The organism is Deefgea piscis (genome assembly GCF_013284055.1).
GTDB lineage: Bacteria > Pseudomonadota > Gammaproteobacteria > Burkholderiales > Chitinibacteraceae > Deefgea > Deefgea piscis.
Genome location: NZ_CP054143.1, coordinates 2,740,358 through 2,765,746 on the forward strand (window position 1 = coordinate 2,740,358; position 25,389 = coordinate 2,765,746).

General features: G+C 49.9%; 24 protein-coding genes. 6 read left to right on the top strand and 18 right to left on the bottom strand.

Annotated features, from left to right (window positions below):
* The 8 genes from HQN60_RS12840 to HQN60_RS12875 form a co-directional block, all read right to left on the bottom strand.
* A complete protein-coding gene (locus HQN60_RS12840) occupies nucleotides 1–486 on the bottom strand; it encodes a FixH family protein (protein ID WP_173534025.1) in 486 nt (161 codons plus the stop codon).
* A 1-nt stretch (nucleotide 487) separates the two neighbouring features.
* Entirely contained in the window at nucleotides 488–1,924 is a 1,437-nt protein-coding gene (gene ccoG / locus HQN60_RS12845; RefSeq protein WP_173534026.1) for a cytochrome c oxidase accessory protein CcoG, read from the bottom strand.
* Between the two features lie 151 nt (nucleotides 1,925–2,075).
* A complete protein-coding gene (gene ccoP, locus HQN60_RS12850) occupies nucleotides 2,076–2,987 on the bottom strand; it encodes a cytochrome-c oxidase, cbb3-type subunit III (RefSeq protein ID WP_173534027.1) in 912 nt (303 codons plus the stop codon).
* A 19-nt stretch (nucleotides 2,988–3,006) separates the two neighbouring features.
* Nucleotides 3,007–3,174: a cbb3-type cytochrome oxidase subunit 3 gene (locus HQN60_RS12855; RefSeq protein WP_173534028.1), complete on the bottom strand. Its 168-nt coding sequence runs from the start codon at nucleotides 3,172–3,174 to the stop codon at nucleotides 3,007–3,009.
* A gap of 5 nt (nucleotides 3,175–3,179) precedes the next feature.
* A complete protein-coding gene (gene ccoO, locus HQN60_RS12860; RefSeq protein WP_173534029.1) occupies nucleotides 3,180–3,794 on the bottom strand; it encodes a cytochrome-c oxidase, cbb3-type subunit II in 615 nt (204 codons plus the stop codon).
* A gap of 21 nt (nucleotides 3,795–3,815) precedes the next feature.
* Nucleotides 3,816–5,240, bottom strand: coding sequence for a cytochrome-c oxidase, cbb3-type subunit I (gene ccoN / locus HQN60_RS12865; protein ID WP_173534030.1), 1,425 nt, complete (start codon nucleotides 5,238–5,240; stop codon nucleotides 3,816–3,818).
* A gap of 239 nt (nucleotides 5,241–5,479) precedes the next feature.
* Entirely contained in the window at nucleotides 5,480–5,674 is a 195-nt protein-coding gene (ccoS, locus tag HQN60_RS12870) for a cbb3-type cytochrome oxidase assembly protein CcoS (RefSeq protein ID WP_173534031.1), read from the bottom strand.
* A gap of 1 nt (nucleotide 5,675) precedes the next feature.
* On the bottom strand, nucleotides 5,676–8,114 hold the full coding sequence (locus HQN60_RS12875) for a heavy metal translocating P-type ATPase (protein WP_173534032.1): 2,439 nt from the start codon (nucleotides 8,112–8,114) through the stop codon (nucleotides 5,676–5,678).
* Between the two features lie 311 nt (nucleotides 8,115–8,425).
* Here HQN60_RS12875 and HQN60_RS12880 point away from each other — a divergent pair, with 311 nt between their 5' ends.
* The 3 genes from HQN60_RS12880 (at nucleotide 8,426) to HQN60_RS12890 (ending at nucleotide 10,843) form a co-directional block, all read left to right on the top strand.
* Nucleotides 8,426–8,794 (top strand): CidA/LrgA family protein, encoded by a 369-nt coding sequence (locus tag HQN60_RS12880; protein ID WP_173534033.1) that lies wholly within the window; start codon nucleotides 8,426–8,428, stop codon nucleotides 8,792–8,794.
* The gene (locus tag HQN60_RS12885; RefSeq protein ID WP_173534034.1) at nucleotides 8,791–9,498 is read left to right on the top strand and encodes an LrgB family protein; all 708 of its coding nucleotides are present in this window, start codon (nucleotides 8,791–8,793) and stop codon (nucleotides 9,496–9,498) included. Before HQN60_RS12880 ends, HQN60_RS12885 begins: the two co-directional genes overlap by 4 nt.
* Nucleotides 9,499–9,571: 73 nt before the next feature.
* Nucleotides 9,572–10,843 (top strand): voltage-gated chloride channel family protein, encoded by a 1,272-nt coding sequence (locus HQN60_RS12890; protein ID WP_173534035.1) that lies wholly within the window; start codon nucleotides 9,572–9,574, stop codon nucleotides 10,841–10,843.
* A gap of 145 nt (nucleotides 10,844–10,988) precedes the next feature.
* Here the strand turns inward: HQN60_RS12890 and cysG are convergent, their stop codons facing one another.
* Nucleotides 10,989–12,362, bottom strand: a complete 1,374-nt coding sequence (cysG, locus tag HQN60_RS12895) for a siroheme synthase CysG (protein ID WP_173534036.1) — start codon at nucleotides 12,360–12,362, stop codon at nucleotides 10,989–10,991.
* Between the two features lie 245 nt (nucleotides 12,363–12,607).
* Between cysG and HQN60_RS12900 the strand changes: the two genes are divergently transcribed.
* From HQN60_RS12900 to msrQ, 3 genes are all read left to right on the top strand, one after another.
* Nucleotides 12,608–12,916, top strand: a complete 309-nt coding sequence (locus HQN60_RS12900; protein ID WP_173534037.1) for a c-type cytochrome — start codon at nucleotides 12,608–12,610, stop codon at nucleotides 12,914–12,916.
* A 207-nt stretch (nucleotides 12,917–13,123) separates the two neighbouring features.
* Entirely contained in the window at nucleotides 13,124–14,038 is a 915-nt protein-coding gene (gene msrP, locus HQN60_RS12905) for a protein-methionine-sulfoxide reductase catalytic subunit MsrP (RefSeq protein ID WP_173534038.1), read from the top strand.
* 77 nt (nucleotides 14,039–14,115) lie between these two features.
* Nucleotides 14,116–14,745, top strand: a complete 630-nt coding sequence (msrQ, locus tag HQN60_RS12910; RefSeq protein WP_217390140.1) for a protein-methionine-sulfoxide reductase heme-binding subunit MsrQ — start codon at nucleotides 14,116–14,118, stop codon at nucleotides 14,743–14,745.
* Between the two features lie 9 nt (nucleotides 14,746–14,754).
* Here msrQ and HQN60_RS12915 read toward each other — a convergent pair whose 3' ends face one another.
* The 9 genes from HQN60_RS12915 to HQN60_RS12955 all read right to left on the bottom strand — a co-directional run bounded on the left by HQN60_RS12915 (nucleotide 14,755) and on the right by HQN60_RS12955 (nucleotide 25,359).
* Nucleotides 14,755–16,890: a hybrid sensor histidine kinase/response regulator gene (locus HQN60_RS12915; RefSeq protein WP_173534039.1), complete on the bottom strand. Its 2,136-nt coding sequence runs from the start codon at nucleotides 16,888–16,890 to the stop codon at nucleotides 14,755–14,757.
* A gap of 99 nt (nucleotides 16,891–16,989) precedes the next feature.
* Nucleotides 16,990–19,005 carry an ATP-dependent DNA helicase RecG gene (gene recG, locus HQN60_RS12920; protein WP_173534040.1) on the bottom strand — a complete coding sequence of 672 codons (2,016 nt, stop codon included), beginning with the start codon at nucleotides 19,003–19,005 and terminating at the stop codon, nucleotides 16,990–16,992.
* A 371-nt stretch (nucleotides 19,006–19,376) separates the two neighbouring features.
* On the bottom strand, nucleotides 19,377–19,868 hold the full coding sequence (locus HQN60_RS12925) for a YaiI/YqxD family protein (protein WP_173534041.1): 492 nt from the start codon (nucleotides 19,866–19,868) through the stop codon (nucleotides 19,377–19,379).
* A gap of 300 nt (nucleotides 19,869–20,168) precedes the next feature.
* The gene (locus HQN60_RS12930) at nucleotides 20,169–21,086 is read right to left on the bottom strand and encodes a patatin-like phospholipase family protein (protein ID WP_173534042.1); all 918 of its coding nucleotides are present in this window, start codon (nucleotides 21,084–21,086) and stop codon (nucleotides 20,169–20,171) included.
* Nucleotides 21,083–21,799 carry a tRNA (N6-threonylcarbamoyladenosine(37)-N6)-methyltransferase TrmO gene (gene tsaA, locus HQN60_RS12935; RefSeq protein WP_254456629.1) on the bottom strand — a complete coding sequence of 239 codons (717 nt, stop codon included), beginning with the start codon at nucleotides 21,797–21,799 and terminating at the stop codon, nucleotides 21,083–21,085. Before tsaA ends, HQN60_RS12930 begins: the two co-directional genes overlap by 4 nt.
* A 107-nt stretch (nucleotides 21,800–21,906) precedes the next feature.
* Nucleotides 21,907–23,229 carry a sodium-dependent transporter gene (locus HQN60_RS12940; RefSeq protein ID WP_173534043.1) on the bottom strand — a complete coding sequence of 441 codons (1,323 nt, stop codon included), beginning with the start codon at nucleotides 23,227–23,229 and terminating at the stop codon, nucleotides 21,907–21,909.
* A gap of 107 nt (nucleotides 23,230–23,336) precedes the next feature.
* On the bottom strand, nucleotides 23,337–23,789 hold the full coding sequence (locus HQN60_RS12945) for a DUF4124 domain-containing protein (protein ID WP_173534044.1): 453 nt from the start codon (nucleotides 23,787–23,789) through the stop codon (nucleotides 23,337–23,339).
* 128 nt (nucleotides 23,790–23,917) lie between these two features.
* On the bottom strand, nucleotides 23,918–24,382 hold the full coding sequence (locus HQN60_RS12950; protein ID WP_173534045.1) for a hypothetical protein: 465 nt from the start codon (nucleotides 24,380–24,382) through the stop codon (nucleotides 23,918–23,920).
* Nucleotides 24,379–25,359: a Nudix family hydrolase gene (locus tag HQN60_RS12955; RefSeq protein WP_173534046.1), complete on the bottom strand. Its 981-nt coding sequence runs from the start codon at nucleotides 25,357–25,359 to the stop codon at nucleotides 24,379–24,381. The genes HQN60_RS12950 and HQN60_RS12955 overlap by 4 nt, the downstream gene beginning before the upstream one ends.
* Nucleotides 25,360–25,389 lie beyond the last annotated feature (30 nt).

The following is a 25,389-nucleotide window of genomic DNA, read 5'->3' on the forward strand; positions in this document are numbered from 1 at the left end:
TTACGGCAGTGTTAATGCCGCCGAAATCTGTGAAGCCCATTCTTTGCGTAGGCTCCAAGTGTTTTTCATGTCGGAAAGCTCGGCATACCAGCGATTGGCGGCAACTGGGTGCGCAAATTCACCGTTATAAATAATGCCGTCGTTTGAGCTCAGTGGTGCTTCTTGATCGCGCCCACTCAGCGTAGGGTGAATCACTTTGAGCTTGATTGGGCCTAAATCATTGCGATTTAAGATGATCCGCACGGTTCTTTGGTTGTCGCCGAGTAAGATCTGGGCGGTAATGCCTTTGGCAACGGCGGCTTGATCTTGCTCTAGGCGTTGATTGACTTGGTTGCCTTCTTTGTAATAATTGTCACTCACCAAACTGTCTGTCGAGGTGGAGACAAGGTAAAGCATGTGAAACCCACCCATGATGGCCAGTGCAGGGAAGGTGATTAATAGCCAAACATGGGGGTGCTTGTACCAAGGTTTTTGTTCTTCAGTCATCTTAACGTCCAATAAAAGTGGCTTTTTCTACTACGGTTTGTGCCGGATCATCTTTAGCGGTCACGATAAATTCAATTTCGTGGCTACCCATTTTGGCAAATTGCGGTGGCACTTGAATGCGAACTGCAACGTCACTCATCGCCGTGGGTGCCAATTGGATTTGATTTTCGCCGACAAGTTTCATTTCCGGCAAGCCTTTGGCTTGAATCGTATAGGTATGTGTTTGTTCGCTGGCATTTTGAATTAACAAGCGGTAGCTGTTTTCCAGTAAACCATCTTCAACCTCACGCACCAGCGCCACGCGGTCGCGCTCAATATTAACTTTAACCGGTTGGCGCATCATCAACGATGTAATGGTTACCCCGAGAGTAATACAAATAACCACGGCATACATAATGACCCGCGGGCGGGTGATTTTCTTAATGATGTCGCGCTCTGGATATTTGTGCTCTAAAGCGTTTTCGGTGGTGTAACGAACCAGCCCGCGCGGGTAGTTCATTTTGTCCATGATTTCATCACAGGCATCAATGCACGCCGCACAGCCGATGCATTCATATTGCAGGCCGTTACGAATATCAATGCCGACTGGACACACTTGAACGCACATGGTGCAGTCGATACAGTCGCCAAGGCCCGCCGCTTGATAGTCACTGCCTTTTTTACGGCTGCCGCGGTTTTCACCGCGTTCTTGGTCGTAGCTGATAATTAGCGTATCGGCATCAAACATCGCACTTTGAAAGCGCGCATACGGGCACATGTATTTACAAACTTGTTCGCGCATCCAACCGGCATTGCCATAGGTAGCAAATGCATAAAACAGCACCCAAAACAGCGCATAACCGGAGAGAGAAAAAGTCAGTAGATCCGTCCATAGCGCACGGATGGGCGTGAAGTAACCGACAAAAGTAAAACCAGTCCAAAGTGCAAACAGCACCCACAAGCTGTGTTTAATGAATTTTAACCACAGTTTTTTGCCGTTTAGTGGCGCATTGTCGAGTTTGATCCGGGCAGCGCGATCGCCCTCTACCCATTTTTCTATCCACAAAAAGATTTCGGTATATACCGTTTGCGGACAGGCGTAACCACACCATAGTCGGCCACCAATGGTGGTCCAAGCGAATAGACCAAAGGCACTGAGCAGCAGTAGTGCGGTGAGGTAAATAAAATCTTGCGGCAGGAAAACAAAGCCAAAAACGTAGAATTTGCGATGCAATAGATCAAACAACAAAGCTTGTCGATCGTTAATGATGAGCCACGGCATGCCATAAAAAAATAGCTGCGTCACAAAAACAAAAAACACCCGCCAGTTATTCCAAAATCCAGTAATCCAGCGCGGATAGATTTTTTTGTGCGCGGCGTACAGCATGACTTCTTCGAGCTCGCCGTCGTCTTTGACATTCACTACGTTGATTGGAATTTCGTGAAGTTTTTTGCTCATGATTAGCTCCGAGAAAAACAATACTAAAACCCAGTTTATGCTGGTCTTTAGTATTGTTTTTTTTAGTTAATGTCGATCAAGCAAGTTGCAGCTTATTCGCTTGAATGAAAAACGGGCGGATTAGATCCGCCCGCGATGATGCCGGTATTGCTTATTTCTTTTCGTGGCTTAGACCATATACATAGGCAGAAAGCAGATGTATTTTGCCGTTGCCTAGGAAGTCTTGCCAAGCTGGCATGACGTTGTTGCGGCCATTGGTAATGGTTTCAACAATCGTTGCCTCTGAGCCGCCATATAACCACACTTTATCGGTGAGGTTAGGTGCGCCAAGCGCTTGGTTGCCTTTGCCGTCGGTGCCGTGGCAAGCCACACACACTTGAGCGTAAGTATTAGCGCCGCGCTCTGCACGCACGTTGTTGTAGGCTGCGTTGCCCGACAACTTCATTACGTAGTTAGCAACGTCGCGTACTTTTTCTTCACCAAAAACAGCACCAAATGCTGGCATTTGACCATGACGACCAATTTTGATCGTATGTTCAATGTCCGCTGGCGTGCCACCGTAGAGCCAATCGCTATCCGTTAAGTTTGGAAAGCCTTTGGCGCCACGACCATCGGCACCGTGACATTGCACGCAGTAAGTTTGAAACAAATGCTTACCCATTTGCGTTGCTTCAGGCGACTTAGCAACTTCAGGGATAGGCATGGCCATGAACTTGGCGTACAGCGCATCAGTTTGTTGGTCGGCTTTGACGATCTCTGCTTTGTATTGCCCTGCAGAAGACCAACCTTTGGCGTTACCAAAAGCGACCAAGCCTGGGTAGAGAAATAAGTAAGCCAAAGCGAACACGATCGTCGCGATGAACATGCCCACCCACCAACCCGGTAGCGGGTTGTTGTATTCCTCTAGGTCACCGTCCCACACATGGCCGGTAACTTGCGCTTTTTCACCTTTTTTTAGTTTGAATTTCATCTGCGTAGCGAGGATATAGGCGCAATAAAAAATCCCGCCTAAGGACACTGCCGCGATGAAATAACCCCAAAAACTGCTCGTAAAATCATTCATATTTTATTCTCCGAACGCATTAGGTCTGCTTGTCTGATGAAGGCAAGTCATCGTCAAGAAATACGCGCTGTGCTTCTTGTTCAAAGCTGGCTTTGTTGTGGCGACTGAACGCCCAAAAGCAAATCCCAAGAAACATGATAAATCCAAGAACGGTGACCACAATGCGGGCTTCAGTTTGCAGATCCATGGTGCTTACCTCTTGTTTTTCAGTGCGAGACCGAGGCCTTGTAAATAGGCAATCAGTGCATCCATTTCTGTTTTGCCTTTGACCGCATCGGCAGCACCAGCAATGTCAGCATCGGTATAGGGTTCGCCTAAATCGCGCAGTGTTTGTAGTTTTTTGGTCATCAACTCGGCGTTAACCGGTTTGGTGGCCAAAAAGGCAAACGCAGGCATATTTGATTCAGGAACCACATCGCGTGGATTCATCAAGTGAGCACGATGCCATTCGTCAGAGTAACGCGCGCCAACCCGAGCTAAGTCCGGACCAGTGCGTTTTGAGCCCCATTGGAATGGACGGTCGTACACTGATTCACCGGCAACAGAGTAGTGGCCATAACGCTCAGTTTCTGAACGAAATGGTCGAATCATCTGTGAGTGACACGCGTAGCAACCTTCACGAATATAAACGTCACGACCTGCTAGCTGTAATGAGCTATAAGGTTTAACGCCAGCGATCGGTTGGGTGACGCTTTTGCTAAACATCAGCGGCAAAATTTCGACAAACATTGCGATGCTGAGCGTAAAAAAAGTCAGGATGATCAGATAAAACACGTTTTCTTCAACGATTTTCTGAATTTTATTCATTTCAATATATTCCTTACGCGATCAAGCGTGCGCCGCAACGGCAGGGATAGGTGCATCCACCGCTTTGCCTTCGGAGATGGTGCGAATCACGTTGTAGAACATCAACAACATACCCGATAAGAACATCACGCCACCCAAGAAACGGATGAAGTAGTAAGGGTACGACGCTTTAACTGCCTCAATAAATGAGTAAGCCAAAGTGCCATCGCTATTGAGCGCGCTCCACATCAAGCCTTGAGTTACACCGGCAATCCACATCGAGGCGATGTACAGTACGGTGCCTAAAGTCGCCATCCAGAAATGCACTTCGATTAATTTAACCGAGAACATTTGGTCGCGACCAAACAAACGTGGGATCAAGTAATAGATCGAGCCGATGGTAATCATCGCTACCCAGCCCAAAGCGCCAGAGTGAACGTGACCTACAGTCCAGTCGGTGTAGTGGCTCAATGCATTGACTGATTTGATCGCCATCATTGGGCCTTCAAAGGTCGACATGCCGTAGAACGACAGTGCAGTCACTAAGAATTTCAAGATTGGATCGGTACGTAGTTTGTGCCATGCGCCTGACAAAGTCATAATCCCGTTGATCATGCCGCCCCAGCTTGGTGCTAGCAGAATCAATGAGAACACCATACCTAAAGACTGAGTCCAGTCAGGTAAGGCGGTGTAATGCAAGTGGTGAGGACCGGCCCACATATACGTGAACGACAAAGCCCAAAAATGCACTACTGATAGACGATAAGAATAAATCGGACGACCTGCTTGTTTTGGCACGAAGTAATACATCATGCCCAAGAAGCCAGCAGTCAAGAAAAAGCCCACGGCATTGTGGCCATACCACCATTGCACCATGGCATCGACCGCGCCAGAGTAAATTGGGTATGAATCCATGGTGCCCCAAACTGGCAGAACCAAGCTATTGACAATGTGCAGCAAGGCCACGGCAAGAATAAATGCACCGTAGAACCAGTTGGCGACATAAATATGTTTCACTTTGCGTTGAGCGATGGTGCCAAAAAATACAATGGCATAGCACACCCAAACAATTGTGATCAAGATATCAATTGGCCAAACGAGCTCGGCGTATTCTTTGCCTTGGGTGTAACCCAATGGCAAAGTAATTGCGGCCAATACAATGACCAACTGCCAACCCCAAAAGTGGAAGGCCGCGAGTTTATCGCTAATAAGTCGCACATTACAGGTGCGCTGAACTACGTAGTACGACGTTGCGAATAGTCCACAGCCACCGAACGCAAAAATAACTGCGTTAGTGTGAAGTGGGCGTAAACGACCAAAATGAAAGTACGGACCGACATTGAGTTCTGGCCAGAACATTTGGGCGGCGATAATTACGCCAACCAACATTCCGACAATCCCCCAAACGACCGTCATGATGGCAAACTGCCGAACCACTTTGTAATTGTATGTGGCTTGGTTTTCCATTAGAGCGCTCCGATTGATCTCCAACTGCTTGGAATTTAGTTAAAAACTTATTTTTGATTTGTGCTGAGTGGTATTTGTTGTTGGGTAGTCCCAATAACGATGGCCTAGCGATGTCTTTTTTCCCGCTGATAAGGGGCGAAAGACTCTATCGACTATACGCAACTCAATGCCGAGCAAACTTGATATTAATCAAGTGTGCATAGTTACAAACGGCCCGATTTTACCTGTTTGTAACGGGTTCAGTCAGGATTTTTTTGTTTTTCTGCGTCGTTTGAGTCGGTTTTCTGCGGTAACTTGTCATCGTCATGCAAAATTCGCCAGCTTGGCCCTTCAAGGTCGTCCATCTGGCCGCTGCGTATGGTCCACCAAAAGACAAAGCCAATGACGAAGGCAAGTAGAATCGACAGCGGAATTAATAGGTAAAGGCTTTCCATTTTATGGCTTCTTGTGGCGTGAAAGTAGGCGTAAGGCATTGACGACAACCAGCAATGAACTGAGCGCCATGCCTAGGCTGGCAAGCCAAGGGGTGATAAAACCTGCTGCGGCTAGCGGCAATGCGCCCAGATTGTAAAGCAAAGCCCAGAGTAAATTTTGTTTGATAATGGACTGTGTTTTTTTGGCTAGTGCCAGTGCAGCGGGAAGGCAAGACAGATTGTTGTTTAATAGCACCATATCGCCAGCGGCATGCGCAATATCCACGCCTGCGCCCATGGCAATCGAGACATTGGCGAGCGCCAGTACGGGGGCATCATTCACGCCATCGCCAATCATCAGCACCGTTTTACCTTGTTGCTGCAAGGCTTGCATGTAGCTGACTTTACTTTCAGGTGTCGCATTAGCCACCACAGACTGAATATTCAACTGTTGCGCCACGGCTTGTACGCTGCTCGATTGATCACCAGAAACCAGATGCAGTTGTACGCCGCAGGCTTTGAGTTCAGCAATGGTAGTGATGGCATCAGTGCGCAACTGATCGGCTAAAACAAAGGCGGCTAGCCAGGTATGTCCATCGGACAGCGCAACCATAGTGCCTTCAGACCGATACGGCTCAAATTCTTCGGGTACGGCTTGGTGTATCTGCTCGGTAATAAAGGCCAGCGAACCAATAACGTAATACTGTTGATCGATCGTTGCGGATAGGCCGCCCTGAGCATGTTTTTGTACTTGCTGCGCTGCGGCTAGGTTTGCGGCGCTGGGTTCGGCTAAAAACGCTTTGGCAATCGGATGCTCAGATTGCTGTTCAAGACTTTGCGCAATAGCCAAAGCCTGCTCGCTGCTGATGTTCAGAGCAATGGTACGAGTGATTCGGGGCTCGCCAAAGGTGAGTGTGCCGGTTTTATCGAGCACAATATCGGTGACTTTGGCGAGGGTCTCTAATAGGTTGGCGCGAGTGACCAATAAACCCAGTTGAGCTAAATGCCCGGTCGACGCGGTGAGCGCGGTGGGCGTGGCGAGCGAAAGCGCGCAAGGGCAAGACACGACCAGCAGCGCCACTGTAATCGGGAGAGCGTGTACTGGATCGTGCAAATGCCAGAACCAATACGTTGCGGCGGCGGCAATCAGTAGGCCAAAAACAAACCAACCGGCAATTTGATCGGCAATGGTGGCTAAGCGCGGCTTTTGGCTCAGTGCTTGATCTAAAATCCGCACCATTGCCGCAATTCGTGTTTCGCTACCCGTGTGCTGCACTTGAATCGTGAGCGGCGAGAGTAAGTTGGCGGTGCCTGCGGTGACTAGTGCGCCGCTGGTTTTGTGCACGGGTAGCGATTCGCCAGTGAGCATGGCCTCATTGACATCGCTAGTTCCGCCCAGCACCACGCCATCAATCGGGATGATTTCACCGGCTTTGACCACGATGCGATCGTTGATCTTGAGTCGGCTGACGGCAACTTCATGTAAGCGCTGCTCGGCATCCAGTTGATGGGCAAAGGTGGGGACTAATTTAACGAGTTTCTCTGCCGCCGCGCCAGCACTGCGCCGTGCTTTGAGCTCTAAATAACGGCCACCTAATAATAAAAACACAAACATCGATACGGCATCGAAATAAATTTCGCCATGTTGGGTAATCAGTGCATACAGACTGGCAAAAAACGACACCAACACCCCGATGCTGACGGGCAAATCCATGCTGGCGCGGCCACGCCGCAAATCGCGCCAGCTATTACGATAAAACGGCCAACAAGAATACATCACCACCGGCAAGGTAAGTAAAGCGCTACCCCAGTGCATCATGGATAACCAATTGGCTTCGATTTCCCCGGCGGGTGCGAGGTAAATGGGGACGACAAACATCATGACTTGCATCATGGAAAGACCCGCGACCCATAGGCGAAACAAGGCCGACTTTCTTTGTTTTTGCCAGTTTTGCTCATCGCGAGCATGGTCATAAGGGATCGCACGATAACCAATGGCGGCGATGTGTTGCAAAATCGTCGACAGTTGAATTTGGCTGTCATCCCAAGCAATACGTGCCCGGTGATTGGAGTAATTGATCGATACCGAGGTGACGCCTTTCAGTTGAGCAATATGCTGCTCATTGAGCCAAATGCAGGCCGCGCAGCTAATGCCTTCGAGAATCAGTGCCGCTTCTTTTTCTTGGCCGCTGGTGGTGTGAACAAAATCTTGCTGTAAGGCTGGGTCGTCATACAGTGCCAGTTGCTCAAGTAGCTCGGTGGGCAACGGCGCGTTGCGATCCGCTGGTTGTTGCCTTTGCGTATAGTATTGATCTAAGCCGCTATTGATAATGGTTTCGGCCACGGCTTGACAGCCCGCGCAGCAGGCAGGGTGTAAGGCTTGGCGATAGCGGATTTGAAAATCACTTTGAGCGGGACAAGGTTGAGCGCAGTGAAAGCAAAGCATGGATTCGGTATTCATAAGCGCATTTTAACGAAAACCGCTTCAGGGTGGGAAAGCAATTCTAAAATTGCGTTTTACATTTGATATTGAGCGCTGGGCTCAATTGAATGCTGTTGAATAATTGCATTGAATGATTGCCGTGCAATGGGTGTTTTGATAAATATTTTATATTTAAATCAATCTCTTGCTGTTGATTTGGCGTAATGCTTGGTTTTTAGCGAGCTGATTTTGGCTATTAAATCCATTGATCAAGGTAATTGATTGGTCTATTCAGCGCTGCTGGCTCGCAGTAGAGTGCTGATATTGGCAAATTCTGAATTGGATTGCGTATGTTGTATGGCTTATCAATTATTTTTCTCGCCTTGGTCAGTGGTGAATTATTGCGGCAGCTGTTTCAGTTGCCAATTCCAGCCGTGGTGATTGGCATGTTGTTGCTCACTGCATGGTGTATTGTGCGGCGCGGTGCCGAGCCACGCGTGGTTTATGCTTCAGAAGGATTACTTCGCTACTTGGGCATTTTGTTTGTTCCGGCAGGGGTAGGGCTGATTGAGTTGGGTGACAAATTAAAATCACAAGGAGTGGCGATGGTGGTCACGATTTTAATGTCTACTGTGATTACCTTGCTGGTCACGGGTTTGGTATTGCAGTTTTTATTGGCCAGACGCAAAGCTAAATTGACCAAGCAGGCGAGCAAATGAGCGTTATTTCAGCACTGGCGCAATATCCTGCCACATGGATTGCACTCACTGGCGTGACTTATTTATTGGCCGATACGCTGTATCACCGCGCCCGTTGTTTTCCTTTACTCAACCCGGTGCTGGTTTCGGTTTTACTGCTGATTGCAGTATTAAAAATAAGCGGCGTGTCGTATGCGACTTATTTTGCCGGTGCTAAACCGATTCATTTATTACTTGGCCCCGCTACCGTGGCGCTCGCGATTCCCTTGTATCTCAATTTAGCGAAAATGAAGCAATACTTCATTCCATTGAGTATTGCTTTATTGGTCGGCTCGACGGTGGGGATTGTGTCAGTGTTGGTTTTGGGGCAATGGATGGGTTTGAGTTGGACCACCATATTATCTTTTGCGCCTAAATCATGCACTACACCGATAGCGATGGCTTTATCGCAAGAACATGGTGGTTTGCCGTCGCTCACCGCCAATGCGGTGATTGTGGCGGGGATCGCGGGCGCGGCGATGGCTTTGCCTTTGTTTCGCTGGTTGAAAATTGAACACGAAGTGGCGCAAGGCTTTGCGCTGGGTTTGGCTTCACATGGTGTCGGTACTGCGCGGGCGTTTCAGATTTCCGATACGGCGGGGGCATTTGCGGGCTTGGCGATGGGCTTTAATGGGGTGGTTACGGCCTTGATTTTGCCGATTTTGCTGACGGCGTGGTATTGGTGACGGCGGTGCAGATGATGGTTGTGGTTTGGGCTTGTTATGTCAGCATCGGCATCGGTCGAGCAAAGGACAAAAAATGAATTGGCAAACGTTTTATCGGCAAACGCTGCGCGATATTGTGCTCTGGTTGCCGCTGGCTGCCGTGATAGGTCTGTGTGCGGGCTTGACCTCGGCCTTGTTGTTGGTGTCTTTAGATTGGGCAACCGCAACGCGAGTCGCGAATCCAATTTTGCTTGTATTTTTACCCTTTGCCGGCTTGTTAGTTGGCTGGGTGTATTACGAATGGGGTCGAGAGATCGAGTCAGGGAATAACTTACTGATCGATGAAATTCATCAACCCCGGGCAGTTACCCAGCTGCGCATGATGCCGTTGATTTTTATTGGCACGGTGTTTTCGCATTTATTTGGCGCATCAGTTGGGCGCGAGGGTACAGCGGTGCAAATGTCAGGCGCATTGGCCGACCAACTGGCGTTAATCACCAAGCGTAAGGTGCAAGATCGGCGGGTGATTTTAATGGCGGCAATGAGTGCCGGTTTTGCTGGGGTGTTTGGCACGCCACTGGCGGGCGCGGTGTTTGGGCTTGAAGTGCAAGCTTTAGGCAAAATGCGCAATAACGCTTTGTTTCCTTGTTTAATTGCCAGTTTGGTGAGTGATTGGTTGGTGCGATCTTTGGGGGTGCATCACACGCATTATGTGATTCCAAGCATTCCTGCGGTCACCATTATGGGTTTATTGGCAGTGCTCTTTGCCGGGGCCTTATTTGGCTTGGCGGGGAAATCGTTTGCTGAATTAACCCACTGGGTGGCAAAGCATTTTAAACGCATTAAATATCCACCACTGCGCCCCTTTGTGGGCGGTGTTTGTGTGGCCAGTTTGGTGTTGATATTTGGCGCTGAGCGTTATATTGGCTTGGGTATTCCCAGTATTGTGGAATCGTTTAATCAACCGATCCCATTTTGGGATGCGCCGCTTAAATTATTCTTTACCACCTTGTCGCTGGGTGCTGGATTTAAAGGCGGCGAAGTGACGCCGTTGTTTTATATTGGCGCAACCATGGGGAATGCTTTGGCGCCGTTACTAAATATGCCGTTTCCTTTGTTGGCTGGGCTGGGCTTTGTGGCGGTATTTGCGGGGGCGGCCAATACGCCGTTAACGTGCACTTTAATGGCCATTGAGCTCTTTGGCGCGGCAATTGGTCCTTATGCTTTATTGGCTTGCGTGGTGGCGTTTTTGTTTTCGGGGCATAGCAGTATTTATGTGGCGCAGCGCTGGGGTTCAGGCAAAGGGCGGCCGATTACGGATGACAAAGCAGGGGTGCGCTTGTCTGATTTAACGGATAGCAAATAGCCGCGTTTGTGATTGAGTCAAACTAAGCTTGCCGCGTTGTGGCGTATTGTGCTGCTTGAGGGCGGGTTGCGGTGCTTTTACACAACGATGTAAGACATAAAAATGGCCAGCGACAGCGCTGGCCATTTTTAATGGTGGTGCTGGCTTAACGCCATTTTAATTTGTCATGCAATTGCACCACGTTACCAATAATGAGTAAGGCGGGCGGTTTGATGGCTTCTTGTTCGATACGCTTAGCGAGCTCAGTTAAGGTGGTGGTGACGACTCTTTGCTGTGCTGTGGTGGCACGTTCAATAATGGCTACAAGGGTATCTTTATCTCTGCCATGATTTATCAGTTGTTCAGCAATATACCCAGCTTGGGCGACGCCCATATACACCACGACCGTTTCGCTTGGGTTGACCAAGCGCGGCCAATCAAGGTCGACTTCACCGGACTTTCTGTGACCAGTTACAAAAGTGACCGATTGCGCATAATCACGATGCGTTAGCGGAATGCCGGCGTAACACGATGCGCCAGCGGCCGAAGTTATGCCGGGTACCACTTCAAACGCAATGCCGTGCTGGGCAAGTTCTTCAATTTCTTCACCACCACGACCAAAAATAAACGGATCGCCCCCTTTGAGGCGCAAGACTTTTTTACCCTCAAGCGCCAAACGAACCAGCAATTGATTGATTTCTTCTTGCGGCAGTGCGTGATTGTTGGATTTTTTACCGACATAAATTCGCTCGGCATCGCGGCGAACCATCTCCATAATTTCACTCGAAACTAGATTGTCGTACAGCACAACATCGGCTTGTTGCATCAGACGTAGTGCGCGAAACGTCAACAAATCAGGGTTGCCCGGACCGCTGCCGACCAAATACACCGCGCCAGTTAGCGCGGTTTTTCCTTCATCAATGGCGGATATTAATTGCTCGCGAGCATGCGCAATTTGCCCGGAAAAAACTTGATCGGGAATCGGGCCAGCTAAAACCGCTTCCCAAAAATCGCGGCGCTGCGCCGGGTCGGGCATTTTTTCTTTGCAGCGTTGCCGTAGTTCGCTGCCCAATTGCGCTAGATCGCCCCAGCCGTGCGGAATCAACGCTTCAAGCTGGGCGCGTAAATGCCTTGCTAGCACCGGTACCCCGCCGCCAGTTGAGATGGCGATGGTGAGTGGCGTTCGATCAATAATCGCTGGGGTAATAAACCGGCTATGGCTTGGGTCATCCACGGCATTAACCAAAATACCTGCCGCTTCGCACGCCGAAAACACCGCTTGATTGACGCTGGCTTGGTCGGTGGCGGCGATGACTAGGCGTTGGCCGGTAATTTGCGTGATAGAAAACTGCGCCGGTTGCCAGCGCACTTCGCCGGAACGAACTAAATCATGCATCTCGTCACAGAGTTCTGGCGAAACCACGGTGACATCGGCGCCTGCAGAGCGCAATAAACGCAGTTTGCGAACAGCAATTTCACCGCCGCCCACAATGAGGCAGGCTTGCTGCTTTAAATTTAAAAATAAAGGAAAGTAATCCATGATCTAGGCCATTTTGTTCGGGCAGGTCACTATTGTCGCGGTTTTTGCCGATGTTAGCGTAAAAATTTCATAGTTTGCCTTGCCGTTGATGCATGGCAGAGCGCGGTATGCTGTTTCTATGCGAAGCTGCGGTCGATAGCTTAGTTCGTACTCTAAGCGGAATTTCTAGTAAAGTAAGATAAAATAAAGTAATAAAACGGCAAGTGGCATTGCTTTACTGATTAATTGTAATAAGGATTTGAATTATGAAAACCATTCGTTGGGCTGTGTTGAGTTTGGCGCTACTGCAAGGCGCTGCGATCGCGGCACCGGTTGAGGCGATGTTAAAGTCAAAAAACTGTATGGCTTGCCACTCGGTCGATAATAAGATTGTTGGCCCAGCATTTAAAGCGATTGCCGCCAAATATAAAGGCGATAAAAATGCGGTGACATTGCTGGCCGGTAAAATTCAAAAAGGCAGTGTTGGCGTTTGGGGCCCAGTGCCAATGGGGCCAAATATGATTACTGGTGACGAAGCCAAGCAATTGGCGACATGGATCTTGGCGCAAAAATAAAATTTAACTGTAAAAAAGCCGTAAAGTGAAAACTTTGCGGCTTTTTTTGTTTGGGCACTGTCAGAATGAAGGTGTGATGACGACTAATTGAAAAACACACGGCGCAGTCAATATTTGCTGCGCTGTAGTGGTGGTCTTTGTCGGGTCGGTTGGTTTGCCGCCGCCGTTTATTTTTGTCTCAGAACTGGTTTTTTTGGAGAACTTGTCATGCTTATTCGTCAACCTAGCGATATTTTTCCGTCAGAGATAACGCCGCAATCGGTATTTCTAAATCGTCGCCAGTTTATGTTGGCGGGGGCGAGTTCTTTATTGCTCACGGCAGAGGCCGTGGCCGGATTAAATGCCAAGCCAAGTGCGTTGTCGATTAAAGAGTCGCCCAATAGTTTGAAGCAAATCACAACTTACAATAATTATTATGAGTTCGGTACCGACAAAGCTGATCCGGCTTTATATGCCGGGCAGCTAAAAACTAAGCCGTGGCAGATTGTGGTGAGTGGCGAGCTGGGGCAGTCGCGGACTTACAGTATCGATGACTTGTTAAAGGTGGCAGCGTTGGAAGAACGTATCTACCGCTTACGCTGTGTAGAGGGGTGGTCCATGGTGATACCTTGGGTGGGTATTCCGTTGGCCAGTGTCTTAAAACAAGTGAGCCCCACGTCAAAAGCTAAGTTTGTGGCGTTTGAAACGCTAAATGACCCCAAGCAAATGCCCGGTCAGCGTAGCCGTGTACTTGAATGGCCTTACCGTGAAGGCTTACGCATTGATGAGGCGATGCATCCATTGACCATTTTGGCGGTGGGTTTATATGGTGAAGTGCTACCTAATCAAAATGGCGCGCCAGTTCGCTTGGTGGTGCCATGGAAATATGGTTTTAAAAGCATCAAGTCGGTGGTGAGTATTCGCTTGCAAGAGCGGCAGCCGGCAACCAGTTGGAATCTAAGTGCGCCCAATGAATATGGTTTTTATTCCAATGTGAATCCCGACGTGGCGCATCCACGTTGGAGCCAAGCGAAAGAGCGGCGTATTGGTGAGTTTTTAAAGCGCGATACGCTGCCATTTAATGGCTATGGCCCGCAAGTGGCGTCGATGTATCAAGGGATGGATTTGCGTAAGTTTTTTTAAACTACGCTGTTCACAATCCGCACGGCACTTTAGTTTGAACCAAACTTGAACCAAACCTTTTACTGCAGGGTATATTCATGCAACGCATTATCAATGAAGACTTAAGGCCGATACCTATAATGTGGCGAGATAGGCTCAGCGGTTTTTTGCCACGTCCAAGCAAAGTACTGTTGTTTGTAGTCTGCCTGATTCCTTTGGCGCGCTCGCTGGTGCTGAGTTTGGAGGCGGTTAATCCGGTGGAGTTTTTTACTCGCTCGACGGGTACATGGGCGCTGGTGGCGCTACTGCTGACCTTAAGCATTACGCCGTTACGGCAGTTGACGGGGTATTCACGTTTAATTGACTACCGCCGCATGTTGGGCTTGTTTACCTTTTTTTATGCGTTGTTGCATTTCATGACGTATGTTTGGCTGGATCAGTTTTTTGATTGGTCGGCAATTGGCCAAGATATTTTAAAACGGCCTTTTGTTACTGTGGGCTTTGCGGCTTTTGTGTTGTTAATTCCGCTGGCGGTAACGTCAACTAAGGGTTGGATGCGGCGCTTAAAACGCAACTGGGCACGTTTGCATCGCTTGGTGTATGCCATCGCGATTTTGGGTGTAGTGCATTATCTCTGGCTGGTGAAGGCCGACCTCACTACGCCGTTGATTTATGCTGCCGTGTTGGCAGTGTTGTTGGGCTGGCGTGTGCTGCATCGAGTTCGTTAGTGCGGGGGGCTAAGCTGATTGCGTTTGGCGTTGATGGTGCTCGCTGATGGCGTGCTGGGTGAGTTTGATTTCAACATCCAGTTCAGCCAATTGTGCGGTTTGGTATTGGCTAGGGTGTTGTTCGATATGGGCTAGGCATTGGGCGATCCGGTCGGCGCCAATTTGCAAGGCAATGCCTTTGCCGCTATGCGCTAATCGGCAGCTCTCTTGTGGGTCTGGCTGATTAGCCAGTTGCTGAATAATTTCATGAATGCGCTTGAGCCCTTTTTCGCTAATGGTAAAAAAACGTTCCGGACTAAACCCTAGTCGGGTTTGGGCTTGTGGATTGAAGTAAGCGAGCTCGCTATTGTCTGGCTCGCCAGTGCTGTGAGCATCAATAAAAGCGGTGTTTGAATGTTGGGTGCTGCTGTGCTGCGTCAGGCTGGCAATGGCGTGGATTAGATCTTTGGCGGCAAACGGTTTGCCAAGCCAGCCATTAAGGCCAATGCGTTGAATTTCAGTGTCGCTCGGGCGCAGCCCTGCGCTGACCATTAGCGCCGGTAAAAAGTTGCCGCGCTGACGCATAATCTCGAGTGTGGCAATGCCGTCTAGCTCGGGCATATTGCGGTCAATCACCAGCATATTGATATGAGGGTTTTGGTCTAACAGGCTGAGTGCCTCTTGCCCATGTCGCGCCTCGATGACGTTGGCGTTGGCTAGGCATAAAATTTGTCGCATGAGGTCGCGATTTACTTCTTGGTCTTCAACCAACAAAATACATAAGCCTTGCAGCGAGCATTGCGGTGCGGGGTTTTGCGCGCAATAGGCTTGAATATCGGCCTGTACAGTACAGGTGAATGTGCTGCCTTGTTGTGGCTGGCTGGTAAAGCTTAAATCGCCAGCCATATTGAGCGCATATTCTTTACTGAGCGCTAAACCAAGGCCTGTGCCCCCTTTAATGCGCCCGCTGGCGGTTTGCTCAAAAGGCCTAAAAACACTGCTCATTTCTTCGGCATCAATGCCCATGCCTTGGTCTGTAACGATGGCTTGCAAAGTGATGCGTTGTTCGGTGAGGGCTTTGGCGCTGATGTGGCAGGTAATGCAACCTTGGTCAGAAAACTTAATCGCATTGCATAATAAGTTAATCAGGATTTGCCGCCATTTTCCGGTATCTAGCCAGACATTGTCGGGGATGGGGTCGGCGCTAATCGATAGGGTTAAGTTTTTGTTGCGCGCCATGGGTTGGAAAGTAGCCTGTAAATCGTTCATTAGCGCCGGCATATCTAACTGACTGGGGTTGAGAGCAAAGTGTCCCGCTTCAATTTTACTCATGTCGAGCACATTGCCCAGCAGGGTTTGTAAGTGGCGGCTGGCTTGAATAATGTGCTGTAAATAGGCTGGGTTGCTGCTATTGGCGTTGGCTTGGGCTAATTCGGCGTAGCCCAAAATGGTGGTGAGCGGGGTGCGCATTTCGTGGCTAATTGAGGCCAAAAAAAGGCTTTTGGCTTGATTGGCCGCTTGCGCACTTTGTTCTGCGGCTTTGAGTTGGACTAGTGTTTGTTGGTTGCGCCATAAAGTGCGCAGCGCAAAATAAGCAAAGCCACTCATCAGCGTCAGCAGCAAGACAATCAGGCTGAAGCGGTAGCGACTAAAACTAGTAAATATGTCTTTTTTGGCTTCTAAGCCGGCATTGTATTGTGCATCAATCGAAGAGACGACAATCCGTAAGTGGGGGGCGACTCGCTCCATGCTGCTGGCCAAGGCGGGTAATTGCGCCGCACTAAGATTAGGTAGCGATTGCTCGGTTTTTTGCGCCCATTGCACCAGTGGCGCAATGTTTGCATTAAATTTGGGATTGTTAGAGTATTCGCTAAATTGGCCACTGTCGTAATGGCGGATTAGCGTGGCAAACTCAGCAAACGCAGCTTTGACTGCGATAAGGTTTTCCGGCGTAGGGCTCTTGATGGCATCGTCGACGGCGCGTACGACAAAACTAAATAGGCGATTGCCCGAGCGCGCTTCTTTAATCAGCTTTTGCTGCGCTGGGGAGTTAAATTCGTTGAGTAACTTTTGCGCTTTAAATTCATAACTTAAAACTAAAATTGAGACCAAGCTCAATACGCCGATCACAATGCAAAAAGTCGTGCGAAATTTGAAGTGATTCAAGCGAATGCCTTAAGCCAAAATATGTATGCGACTAGTATATCCCTTTGGAATTCTTACGTGTCGATTGCGGCAAGCCCTAGTTGTTCACTGTTGCTTTGTTTACACTTTGAGTAACGCTTCGCGCCCGGGCAACCAACGATCAAGATGTGGCTGAGCCAAATTGACGTGGTGCTGCAATATGGTTTCGGCGCTGTCTCTGGCTAATTCAAGTAAATCAGCATCGGTTTCTAAGTCGGCAAAACGCAGCATCGGCACGCCAGATTGCTTAATGCCGGCCATATCGCCCGGCCCACGGATGTGCAAATCTTGGCGGGCAATTTCAAAACCATCGGTGTGCTCAAAAATCACTTTTAATCGCGCTTTGGCAGTCTCACTGAGTGGCGTGGTATAGAGCAAGATGCACAAACTGGCGTGCGCGCCACGGCCAACGCGGCCGCGTAATTGATGTAATTGCGATAAACCCATGCGCTCGGCGTGCTCTATCACCATTAAGCTGGCGTTCGGTACATCAACGCCGACCTCGATTACCGTGGTGGCGATTAAAACTTGAATTTCATTGCGAGAAAAAGCGGCCATGGTCGCGGCTTTTTCTTCGGGTTTCATTTTGCCGTGTAATAAGCCAACGGCAATTCCTTCGAGCTCTTCGCTGAGTTGGGCGTGGGTGTCGACCGCGGTTTGTAATTGCAATGTTTCTGATTCTTCGATTAATGGGCAAACCCAATACACTTGCCGACCTTCGAGCACTTTGGCGGCAATGCGCTCGATCACCTCATCGCGGCGTGCGTCAGAAATCAGCTTGGTGATAATTGGTGTGCGCCCCGGTGGTAATTCATCAATCACGCTGACGTCTAGATCAGCGTAAAAACTCATCGCCAAAGTGCGCGGAATCGGCGTGGCACTCATCATCAGTTGATGCGGGCTTTGGCCTTTTTCGCGTAGCGCCAATCGTTGCTGCACACCAAAGCGATGTTGCTCGTCGACGATGGCCAAGCCCAGGTTTTGAAACGCCACACTGGCCTGAAAAATCGCGTGCGTGCCAACCAGTAATTGGGCGCTGCCATCGCTCGCGGCGGCAATCGCTTCGCGCTTGGCTTTGGCTTTTAGGCTGCCGGTGAGCCACACCACGTTAACGCCCAGTGGCGTTAACCAAGCCGAGAGTTTTTGAAAATGCTGTTCGGCCAAAATCTCGGTGGGGGCCAGCATCGCCACTTGAAAACCGGCTTCAATCGCATGGCAGGCGGCCACGGCGGCGACAATGGTTTTACCCGCGCCCACATCGCCTTGCAGCAAGCGCTGCATAGGATGCGCTTGGGCTAAATCTTGGGTGATCTCGAGTAAGACGCGTTTTTGCGCGGCGGTCAGATCAAACGGCAGATTGGCAATAAGTTGCGCGCCAAGTCGACCGTCGGGATTGATTTTTGGGGCGGTTTTTTCGCGGCGCACGGCGCGCGCTAAGCGCAGCGACAATTGCTGGGCGAGTAATTCATCAAACTTAAGCCTTTGCCAGGCCGGATGCGTGCGGGCTGTGAGTAGTATTTTGGGGGTGTCGGGGGTGGGTGCATGTAATAAGCGCACGCTGCTGGCAAAGTCGGGCAATTGCAGTGGCGCTAAAATGGCGTCGCTCAGTGTGTCGGGCATGGGCGTATTGGCCAAGGCTTTGCCTATCCATGTGGCCAGTTGCGCTTGCGATAAACCCGCCGTGGTGGGGTAGATCGGGCTTAAGGCCTCTTGCAGGCTGACTTCGCCACCAACGCGAACTTTGGGGTGGACCATCTCGGTACCAAAGTAGCCGTGGCGTAAATCGCCATACAGTCGCACACGCTTGCCAACGGCCAATTGCTGCACTTGGCTAGGGTAAAAATTCATCAGTCGCACCACCAATGAACCGCTGGCGTCTTTGACGCGGGCATTGAGTTGTTTGCGCGGCTTGTAATTGACTTCGCACGACAAGACTTCACCTTCCACCAAGACTGGGCTACCCATTGGCGCATCGGCAATCGGGTACAGATGGGTTTCGTCTTCGTAGCGCAGCGGCAAATGCAAGATCAAATCAAATTCGCGCTGTATCCCCAGTTTATGGAGGCGCTGCTGTTGGGCGGGTGTCAGTGAGCTCATTGGGTGGCTTGAACAATCGTTCTATTGGCTTCACTGTACCGTATTTGCGCCATTTGAGCTAGAGGCGGTTGACATTGGCGGGTTGCTGCGACGTTGATTTTTAAAAAGCCAGCGCAGAGGCGCAAAGACGCAGAGGAAAACATCAATACGTTGATCGTTTAAACCGTTGCGTTTGGTTGGGGTCTTGGCCGGTTTGAATTATCGAAAAGCCGACGCAAAGGCGCAGAGACGCAGAGGAAAACATCAGTACGTTGCAGTTCAAATCGTTGCGTTTGTTAGCCGTTTGAATGGTTTCAATTCTGATTATTCTGATTTGGCTTTTCTCCGTGCCTCTGCGTCTCTGCGTCAAAAATTTTTTCGGGGTGCAGAATTTAGCGGGCGCGTTGCGCTAAGAAGCGATCCAGCGCTTTGGCAAAAGCTTGTTTGTCGCTTTGGCTAAATGCGGCTGGGCCGCCCGATTGCAGGCCGGCGCCGCGTAGTTCTTCCATAAAGTCGCGCATATTGAGTCGTTCGCGGATGTTTTCTGGCGAATAAAACTCGCCGCGTGGATTGAGCGCGTGCGCCTGTTTGTCAATAATGCGCGCCGCCAGCGGAATGTCGGCGGTAATGACCAAGTCGCCCGCTTGGGCTTGGGCAACAATCCAATGATCCGCTTCGTCAAAACCATGCGCCACTTGAATGGCACGAATATGCGCTGACGGCGGCACGCGCACCAGTTGATTGGCGACCAAGGTGAGTGGTAGTGCTAAACGCTCGGCGACGCGAAACATGATGTCTTTAATGGCAACCGGGCAGGCATCGGCATCGACCCAAAGGTGGCATTTTCTATGGGTATTGGTTTCTAAGTTTTGCTGCGTATGCATTGCTGGCTAATACCCCTTTAGTTTTGGTAATGTTCAGATTTGGTGTTGATGCTGTGCCGCGCTCGTCGAGCAGGGGCTTAAAATCCCGTTTAAGCGCACCGAGTGAGTCAGAGACAAACGGTTTTATCGTTTGGCTCACGACAATCGAGGGCACAGCGGAGCTGGGCGAGATCAAAATCGCCTTTCTTTTCCCCCATTTTCTTTGGCGAGTCAAAGAAAATGGAGGCCGCCACTGACTGCGACTGTAAAACAATGTGCCGCAGGCACTTAAAATCATCAACACGTAATCTGAACATCGCCTTAGTTTTTGCTGCGCTCGGCGAGTTTTTGTTTGATCAAAGGCAGCATCGCCAGTGCGGCTTTTTCGCCTTCTAAAATGGCGACATTTTTCATATCAAAATCGCTGGCGCCAATTTTGCCGACTTTAGGGCGAATCACAATGTCAGCGCGAGCGAGTTCTTGCTCACCCAATTTTTGCCCCATGATCACAATCGCTTGGTTCATCACCCCTAGTGTGCTGGTGCTGGCGGTTTGATTGTTGGCTTTGCTGGAAATATCTACCGCAATGACAAAATTGGCGCCCAAGTCGCGTGCGGCGTCGACCGGCACCGGGCTGACTACGCCGCCATCAACGTATTTTTTATTGGCTATGCTTACCGGCATAAAAATCCCTGGAATGCTGCTTGATGCGCGCACCGCTTGTCCTGCATTGCCGCGGCTAAAGGCGATTTTTTTGCCAGTGTCGAGCTCGGTGGCCACTGCCGCAAACGGTTTGGCAAACTGATTGATCGCTTTATTACCAACCAATTGGTTGACGTAATCTTGCAGTTTTTGCCCCTTGATTAAGCCGCCGCCGAGTAAATTAACGTCGCGAATTTGGCTTTCATCTAGGCTAAATGCGCGTTCTTGCAAGGTAAAGGCATCCATGCCGCTGGCGTACAGTGCGCCGACAACGCTGCCGGCGCTGGTGCCGGCGACCACCTCCACTTGAATGCCGTTGGCTTCGAGCATTTTAATGACGCCAATATGCGCAAAGCCTTTGGCTGCGCCGCCGCCGAGGGCAAGGCCGATTTTAACTTTGGGTGCGGGCGTTGGCGGTGGCGCGACGGGTGGCGTACTGCACGCGGCCATGAGGCTACTCATCATGACAATGATGAGTGTGCCAAGTCGTGGGCGAAGGTGCTTAAAGACATTTTGTGCATTTTGAAATAGGTTCATCGTGGCTCCAATGAGAGGACCAAGGCGGTTTGACCATCGCAGCGCCATTGGATTTCATAATGATAAAGTTTTATGCCGTAGCTGCGGTATGGGTCGCTAGCGTAAGCAGGGCGTGGGTCTTGGGCTAATACTTCACAAATTAAAGCGCGTAGTGTGCTTGAGTCGCTTGCGGGTAAATGTGCTAATTGGCTTTGCGCGCTGGGGCTAAATTCAACGTTTAGCGTTGTTGGTGCGCCGCTGACAAAGCCGCCTTGAGCGTCATTTTGGCATTCAATAAATGGAATATAAGGTTTGATGTCGACAATCGGCGTTTGGTCGACTAAATCCACGCCAGAAAAGCGCAAGGTCACGCCATTTTTGGTGTCGATATCCAATAAACGCACCAAAGACAAGCCCAGTGAATTGGGGCGAAACGGGCTGCGGCTGGCAAAAACGCCAACTTTTTCATTGCCGCCCAAGCGCGGTGGGCGCACCGTGGGTGACCAGCGGCCGAGTGTTTCATGAAAAATAAAACTCAGCCAAAGATGAGAAAATCCATCAAGTCCACGCACGCAATCGGCGTGATTAAATGGCGCTACCAGTTTGAGTGTGCCAATCGCATGCGGCGCCAAGCTTGGCTGGCGCGGAATGCCAAATTTGTCGACAAAAGGCGTGCGAATCAAGCCAATCGGCTCGATGGTGTATTGATTTGGATTCACAGCGTTAGGATTCACAGGGTTTGCAGACTTCACAATAAAGCGGCCATAAAAAAGCAGCGAGTGCTGGATATTACCGCACTCGCTGCTGTCTGTTGGGCTTGGCTGCTGTGTTTCGTGAACAATTACAAGTTGTGCGCCCAAATTACGCAAATCACAATCGGTGCTACCACAGCGCAAATGGCACGAAACGCTGGCAAAATGCGCGCGGCATCTTGTGCAATGAGCGAGGCTTGTACGCGTGGCCAAATGGCCCAGCCGGCAAACAATGCGGCCAATAAACCACCGGCAGGCATCATCACATTGGAGGCGGCGTAGTCCATTAAATCAAATGGGTTTTTGCCAAAAATATGAAAATCAGCCAATACGCCAAACGACAGTGCCGCTGGAATACTTAAGGTAAAGACCGCAATGCAGGTCATTAAAGTGGCTTTTTGGCGCTGAATATTAAATTCATCAATCAAAAACGCTACGATCGGCTCGAGCAAAGACACGGATGAGGTAATGGCAGCAAAAATCAGCAACAAAAAGAACATCACGGCAAAAAATTGACCGAAAGGCATTTGCGAGAAAATTGCTGGCATGGTGATAAACGTCAAGCCTGGACCCGCTGATGGGTCAATGCCAAAAGCAAATACCGCAGGCAGCACCATTAAACCGGCCATCACACAAGCGAGGGTCGCCAAGAGTGAGATCCAGAGTGTTGCGCCGGGGAGTTTGGTTTTTTCATCAACGTATGAGCCGTAGGCAATCAAAATACCGCAGCCTACCGAGAGCGAAAACATCGCCAAGCCCACCGCTTCAATCATCATTTCGGCGTTGATTTTAGAAAAGTCTGGGGTGATAAAGTACATCACGCCGTCCATGGCATTGGGTAAAGTCAATACGCGAGCAATAATGCCCAGCATTAAGATAAACAATGCCGGCATCAAGATTTTGCTGGTGCGCTCAATCCCTTTTTGTACGCCGCCCATGACGATGCCAACGGTGGCGACTAAAAATAGGCCGGTATAAAAAATGCTTTGCGTTGGGCTGGCAATAAAGCCATTAAATAAATCGCTGAGTGCCTTGGTGTCTTGTGTCATGACTTCGCCAGTGAGCGATAGCCACAGGTAAGCAAAACTCCAGCCGCCAACGACGCAATAAAACGACAATAAAACAAAAATACACAGTACCGAGAGTCGACCCGCCCAAGGCCATAGGCCGCCTTTGAGGTTGCGATAGGCCGTGGTGGCTGATTTTTTGGCCATATGGCCGATGCTCATTTCGGCGAGCACCATCGAAATACCAATCGTGAGTACGCAGGCGAGATACACCAGTAAAAACACACCGCCACCGTTTTTGCCGGCAACGTAAGGAAATTTCCAGATGGCCCCAAGTCCGACAGCGGAGCCTGAGGTGGCTAAAATAAAGCCGAGTTTTGAGCCCCAATTGGCGCGTGAAGACATAAAAATGCTCTAGTTAATTTGTCACCACGGGAGTTTTGCTTTTTCAAGCCCCTCGAACAAGGGTAATAGTTGGCTGGTCGAGTGGCGATTTATGTGATTTGTTGAGTTTATTGCCCTGCTTTGAGCGTTGTTTGCGCTTGGCTGATCGCCGATTGCCATTGGGCTGGGTTGAATTCTTTCAAAATTGTTTTTTCAATAATCAGAATGGGTGGGCGCGCTTGTAAGGTCTTGGCGGCGTTAAAAAAAGCCAGCATGCTGTCTTCTTGGCTTGGATCGGCTGTTTTTAGCGCATAACGCAATTTACTTTGTTCCAGCATTGTCTGTGCCGCTTCGCAGTTTGCCCCGCATTGCGGCGTAATCCATAGTGTGATCGCTGCGGGTTTGTCGGTGGTGGGCGCTGGTGCGCTACTGCTGCGTATGGTTCTTTCTTTGGCCGTAGTGTGGGTAGGTGCGCGGTCGGAATAAAACACATTGCCCTCATTGTCGCGCCATTGGTAGACCTTGTTGGCAAAGCCCATGCTGGATGTAGTAAGCAAAGTAAGTAGGAGCCAGAATCGCATAACAGCCTTTAATTTAAAATTGCGCAGTTGGGCATATTGTTTTTGTGTTTAAGCATTGCAGTCGAAAACACCACAGTTTAAGTGGCGCGGCCGCAGTAATGCGGCGTGCCAAAATGAAAATGCCCAGATTAAGATTTGCCGTGGGATGTGGTTTGAATGCGAACTTCAACTTGCTCTAGCTGCAAAGACAGTAGCCAGTCTTGGCGTTTTTGACTGCAAATTGGCAGCGCCGTTTCGGCTTGCCATTGATCTTGGCCGATGTCTTGCATTTTGTAGCGATTGCTGCCCATGTCCATATCTACCATTTGCCAATTTAAATACACCGATTTGGCAGGGCCAGTTAGTGTGAGGGTCACTGGCTGGTCGGTACTCACTGGTGCGGCGCTTTTGATTTGGTAGCTTTGTTCGTTGATTTTAAACTGACAGCCTTGCTGCAAGTCTGGGCAAGAAATATGGATAACTTGATCGACTTTTGCTTGTTGCCAGCCTTTAAATAAACCCATTTTATAAGCAAATAAACTGGCGCCCAGTAGTAGCGCAAGGATCAAAACGCTTTTTCTGGCCCATGGCTTATTGTTGAAAATGTTTTTCATGCTGTTTGACTCCATGCGGCGCGCAAGAGGGCTACGCCATGTCCGCCGTGTGCTTGGGCGGTGTTGAGGGTGGATAACGTTTGCCCGCCAATCGCAAATACGGGAAAGCACCAACCCAATTGCAATAATTGACTGAATTTTTCCCAGCCTAAAGGCGTTTGCCCCGGGTGGCTTTGCGTTGGCGCAATATGGCCTAAAAAGGCAAAGTCAACGCCAATGCGCGCTGCAGCTTCAAGATCACTCTGCTGATGCGTGGATGCGCTCACCCAATCGATGCCTCTGGGTCTAGCGTTCAGTTGGTTTAGTTGGCTGGCGGTAAAGTGAATGCCGTCGGCATTGATCGCTTGGGCCAAAGCCAAATCACGATGCAAAATCAGCTTGCCGCCGTGGGGGCGAGCAATGCTTTGCACTGCGTGGGCGAGCTCTTGGTAATCACTGGCCGATAGCTGCGGCTCTCGTAACAGTAAGCAAGTTGGACCCGCAGCCCATTTGGCACTGAGTTGCGCCATAAATGCTTCACGGCCTAATTCGGCCATATTGGAGATTTCAATCACTTCAGGTAAGGCCAAACCACGCAAGATTGGGCCGTTGGCTGGCAAGATGGGTGAAACATTCAATTGGCCTACACGTTGCCAGGCGAGCTCTTGTCCTTCGTGGCCGTGCAAAGCGCCGTTCCAGCCGCGCACTTTAAAAAATCGTAACTCCACATTGGCGTGCGGATAATTAAAGCGCTGTGTGAGCCACGGTGTGGCTGCTGTTACGTCTATGCCCATTTCTTCTTGCAGCTCGCGGCATAAAGCGTCGTGCGCGGTTTCGCCGGCTTCAAGTTTGCCGCCTGGAAATTCCCAGTAATGCGCGTAAGGCTTACCAGCGGGGCGGCTTCCCATTAAAAACTGCCCTTGCGCGTTAATTAATACCCCTGCGGCAACGACGGTGGTTTTTTTCGGGTTAATGGGGTTTTGCTGGTCTGGCGGCATTGACGGACTCGGAAAAAAAGAAAAATGCCA

What these genes read in the sequence shown, in the direction of transcription:
- HQN60_RS12880 (WP_173534033.1), top strand. Translation starts at nt 8,426, where the DNA reads ATGTTGTATGGCTTATCAATTATTTTTCTCGCCTTGGTCAGTGGTGAA.
- HQN60_RS12950 (WP_173534045.1), bottom strand. Translation starts at nt 24,382, where the DNA reads ATGAAAAACATTTTCAACAATAAGCCATGGGCCAGAAAAAGCGTTTTG.
- ccoO (WP_173534029.1), bottom strand. Translation starts at nt 3,794, where the DNA reads ATGAATAAAATTCAGAAAATCGTTGAAGAAAACGTGTTTTATCTGATC.
- HQN60_RS12855 (WP_173534028.1), bottom strand. Translation starts at nt 3,174, where the DNA reads ATGGATCTGCAAACTGAAGCCCGCATTGTGGTCACCGTTCTTGGATTT.
- HQN60_RS12925 (WP_173534041.1), bottom strand. Translation starts at nt 19,868, where the DNA reads ATGCATACGCAGCAAAACTTAGAAACCAATACCCATAGAAAATGCCAC.
- HQN60_RS12875 (WP_173534032.1), bottom strand. Translation starts at nt 8,114, where the DNA reads ATGAATACCGAATCCATGCTTTGCTTTCACTGCGCTCAACCTTGTCCC.
- HQN60_RS12840 (WP_173534025.1), bottom strand. Translation starts at nt 486, where the DNA reads ATGACTGAAGAACAAAAACCTTGGTACAAGCACCCCCATGTTTGGCTA.
- HQN60_RS12900 (WP_173534037.1), top strand. Translation starts at nt 12,608, where the DNA reads ATGAAAACCATTCGTTGGGCTGTGTTGAGTTTGGCGCTACTGCAAGGC.
- cysG (WP_173534036.1), bottom strand. Translation starts at nt 12,362, where the DNA reads ATGGATTACTTTCCTTTATTTTTAAATTTAAAGCAGCAAGCCTGCCTC.
- msrQ (WP_217390140.1), top strand. Translation starts at nt 14,116, where the DNA reads ATGCAACGCATTATCAATGAAGACTTAAGGCCGATACCTATAATGTGG.
- msrP (WP_173534038.1), top strand. Translation starts at nt 13,124, where the DNA reads ATGCTTATTCGTCAACCTAGCGATATTTTTCCGTCAGAGATAACGCCG.
- HQN60_RS12945 (WP_173534044.1), bottom strand. Translation starts at nt 23,789, where the DNA reads ATGCGATTCTGGCTCCTACTTACTTTGCTTACTACATCCAGCATGGGC.
- HQN60_RS12930 (WP_173534042.1), bottom strand. Translation starts at nt 21,086, where the DNA reads ATGAACCTATTTCAAAATGCACAAAATGTCTTTAAGCACCTTCGCCCA.
- ccoP (WP_173534027.1), bottom strand. Translation starts at nt 2,987, where the DNA reads ATGAATGATTTTACGAGCAGTTTTTGGGGTTATTTCATCGCGGCAGTG.
- HQN60_RS12890 (WP_173534035.1), top strand. Translation starts at nt 9,572, where the DNA reads ATGAATTGGCAAACGTTTTATCGGCAAACGCTGCGCGATATTGTGCTC.
- recG (WP_173534040.1), bottom strand. Translation starts at nt 19,005, where the DNA reads ATGAGCTCACTGACACCCGCCCAACAGCAGCGCCTCCATAAACTGGGG.
- ccoN (WP_173534030.1), bottom strand. Translation starts at nt 5,240, where the DNA reads ATGGAAAACCAAGCCACATACAATTACAAAGTGGTTCGGCAGTTTGCC.
- ccoS (WP_173534031.1), bottom strand. Translation starts at nt 5,674, where the DNA reads ATGGAAAGCCTTTACCTATTAATTCCGCTGTCGATTCTACTTGCCTTC.
- ccoG (WP_173534026.1), bottom strand. Translation starts at nt 1,924, where the DNA reads ATGAGCAAAAAACTTCACGAAATTCCAATCAACGTAGTGAATGTCAAA.
- HQN60_RS12940 (WP_173534043.1), bottom strand. Translation starts at nt 23,229, where the DNA reads ATGTCTTCACGCGCCAATTGGGGCTCAAAACTCGGCTTTATTTTAGCC.
- HQN60_RS12885 (WP_173534034.1), top strand. Translation starts at nt 8,791, where the DNA reads ATGAGCGTTATTTCAGCACTGGCGCAATATCCTGCCACATGGATTGCA.
- HQN60_RS12955 (WP_173534046.1), bottom strand. Translation starts at nt 25,359, where the DNA reads ATGCCGCCAGACCAGCAAAACCCCATTAACCCGAAAAAAACCACCGTC.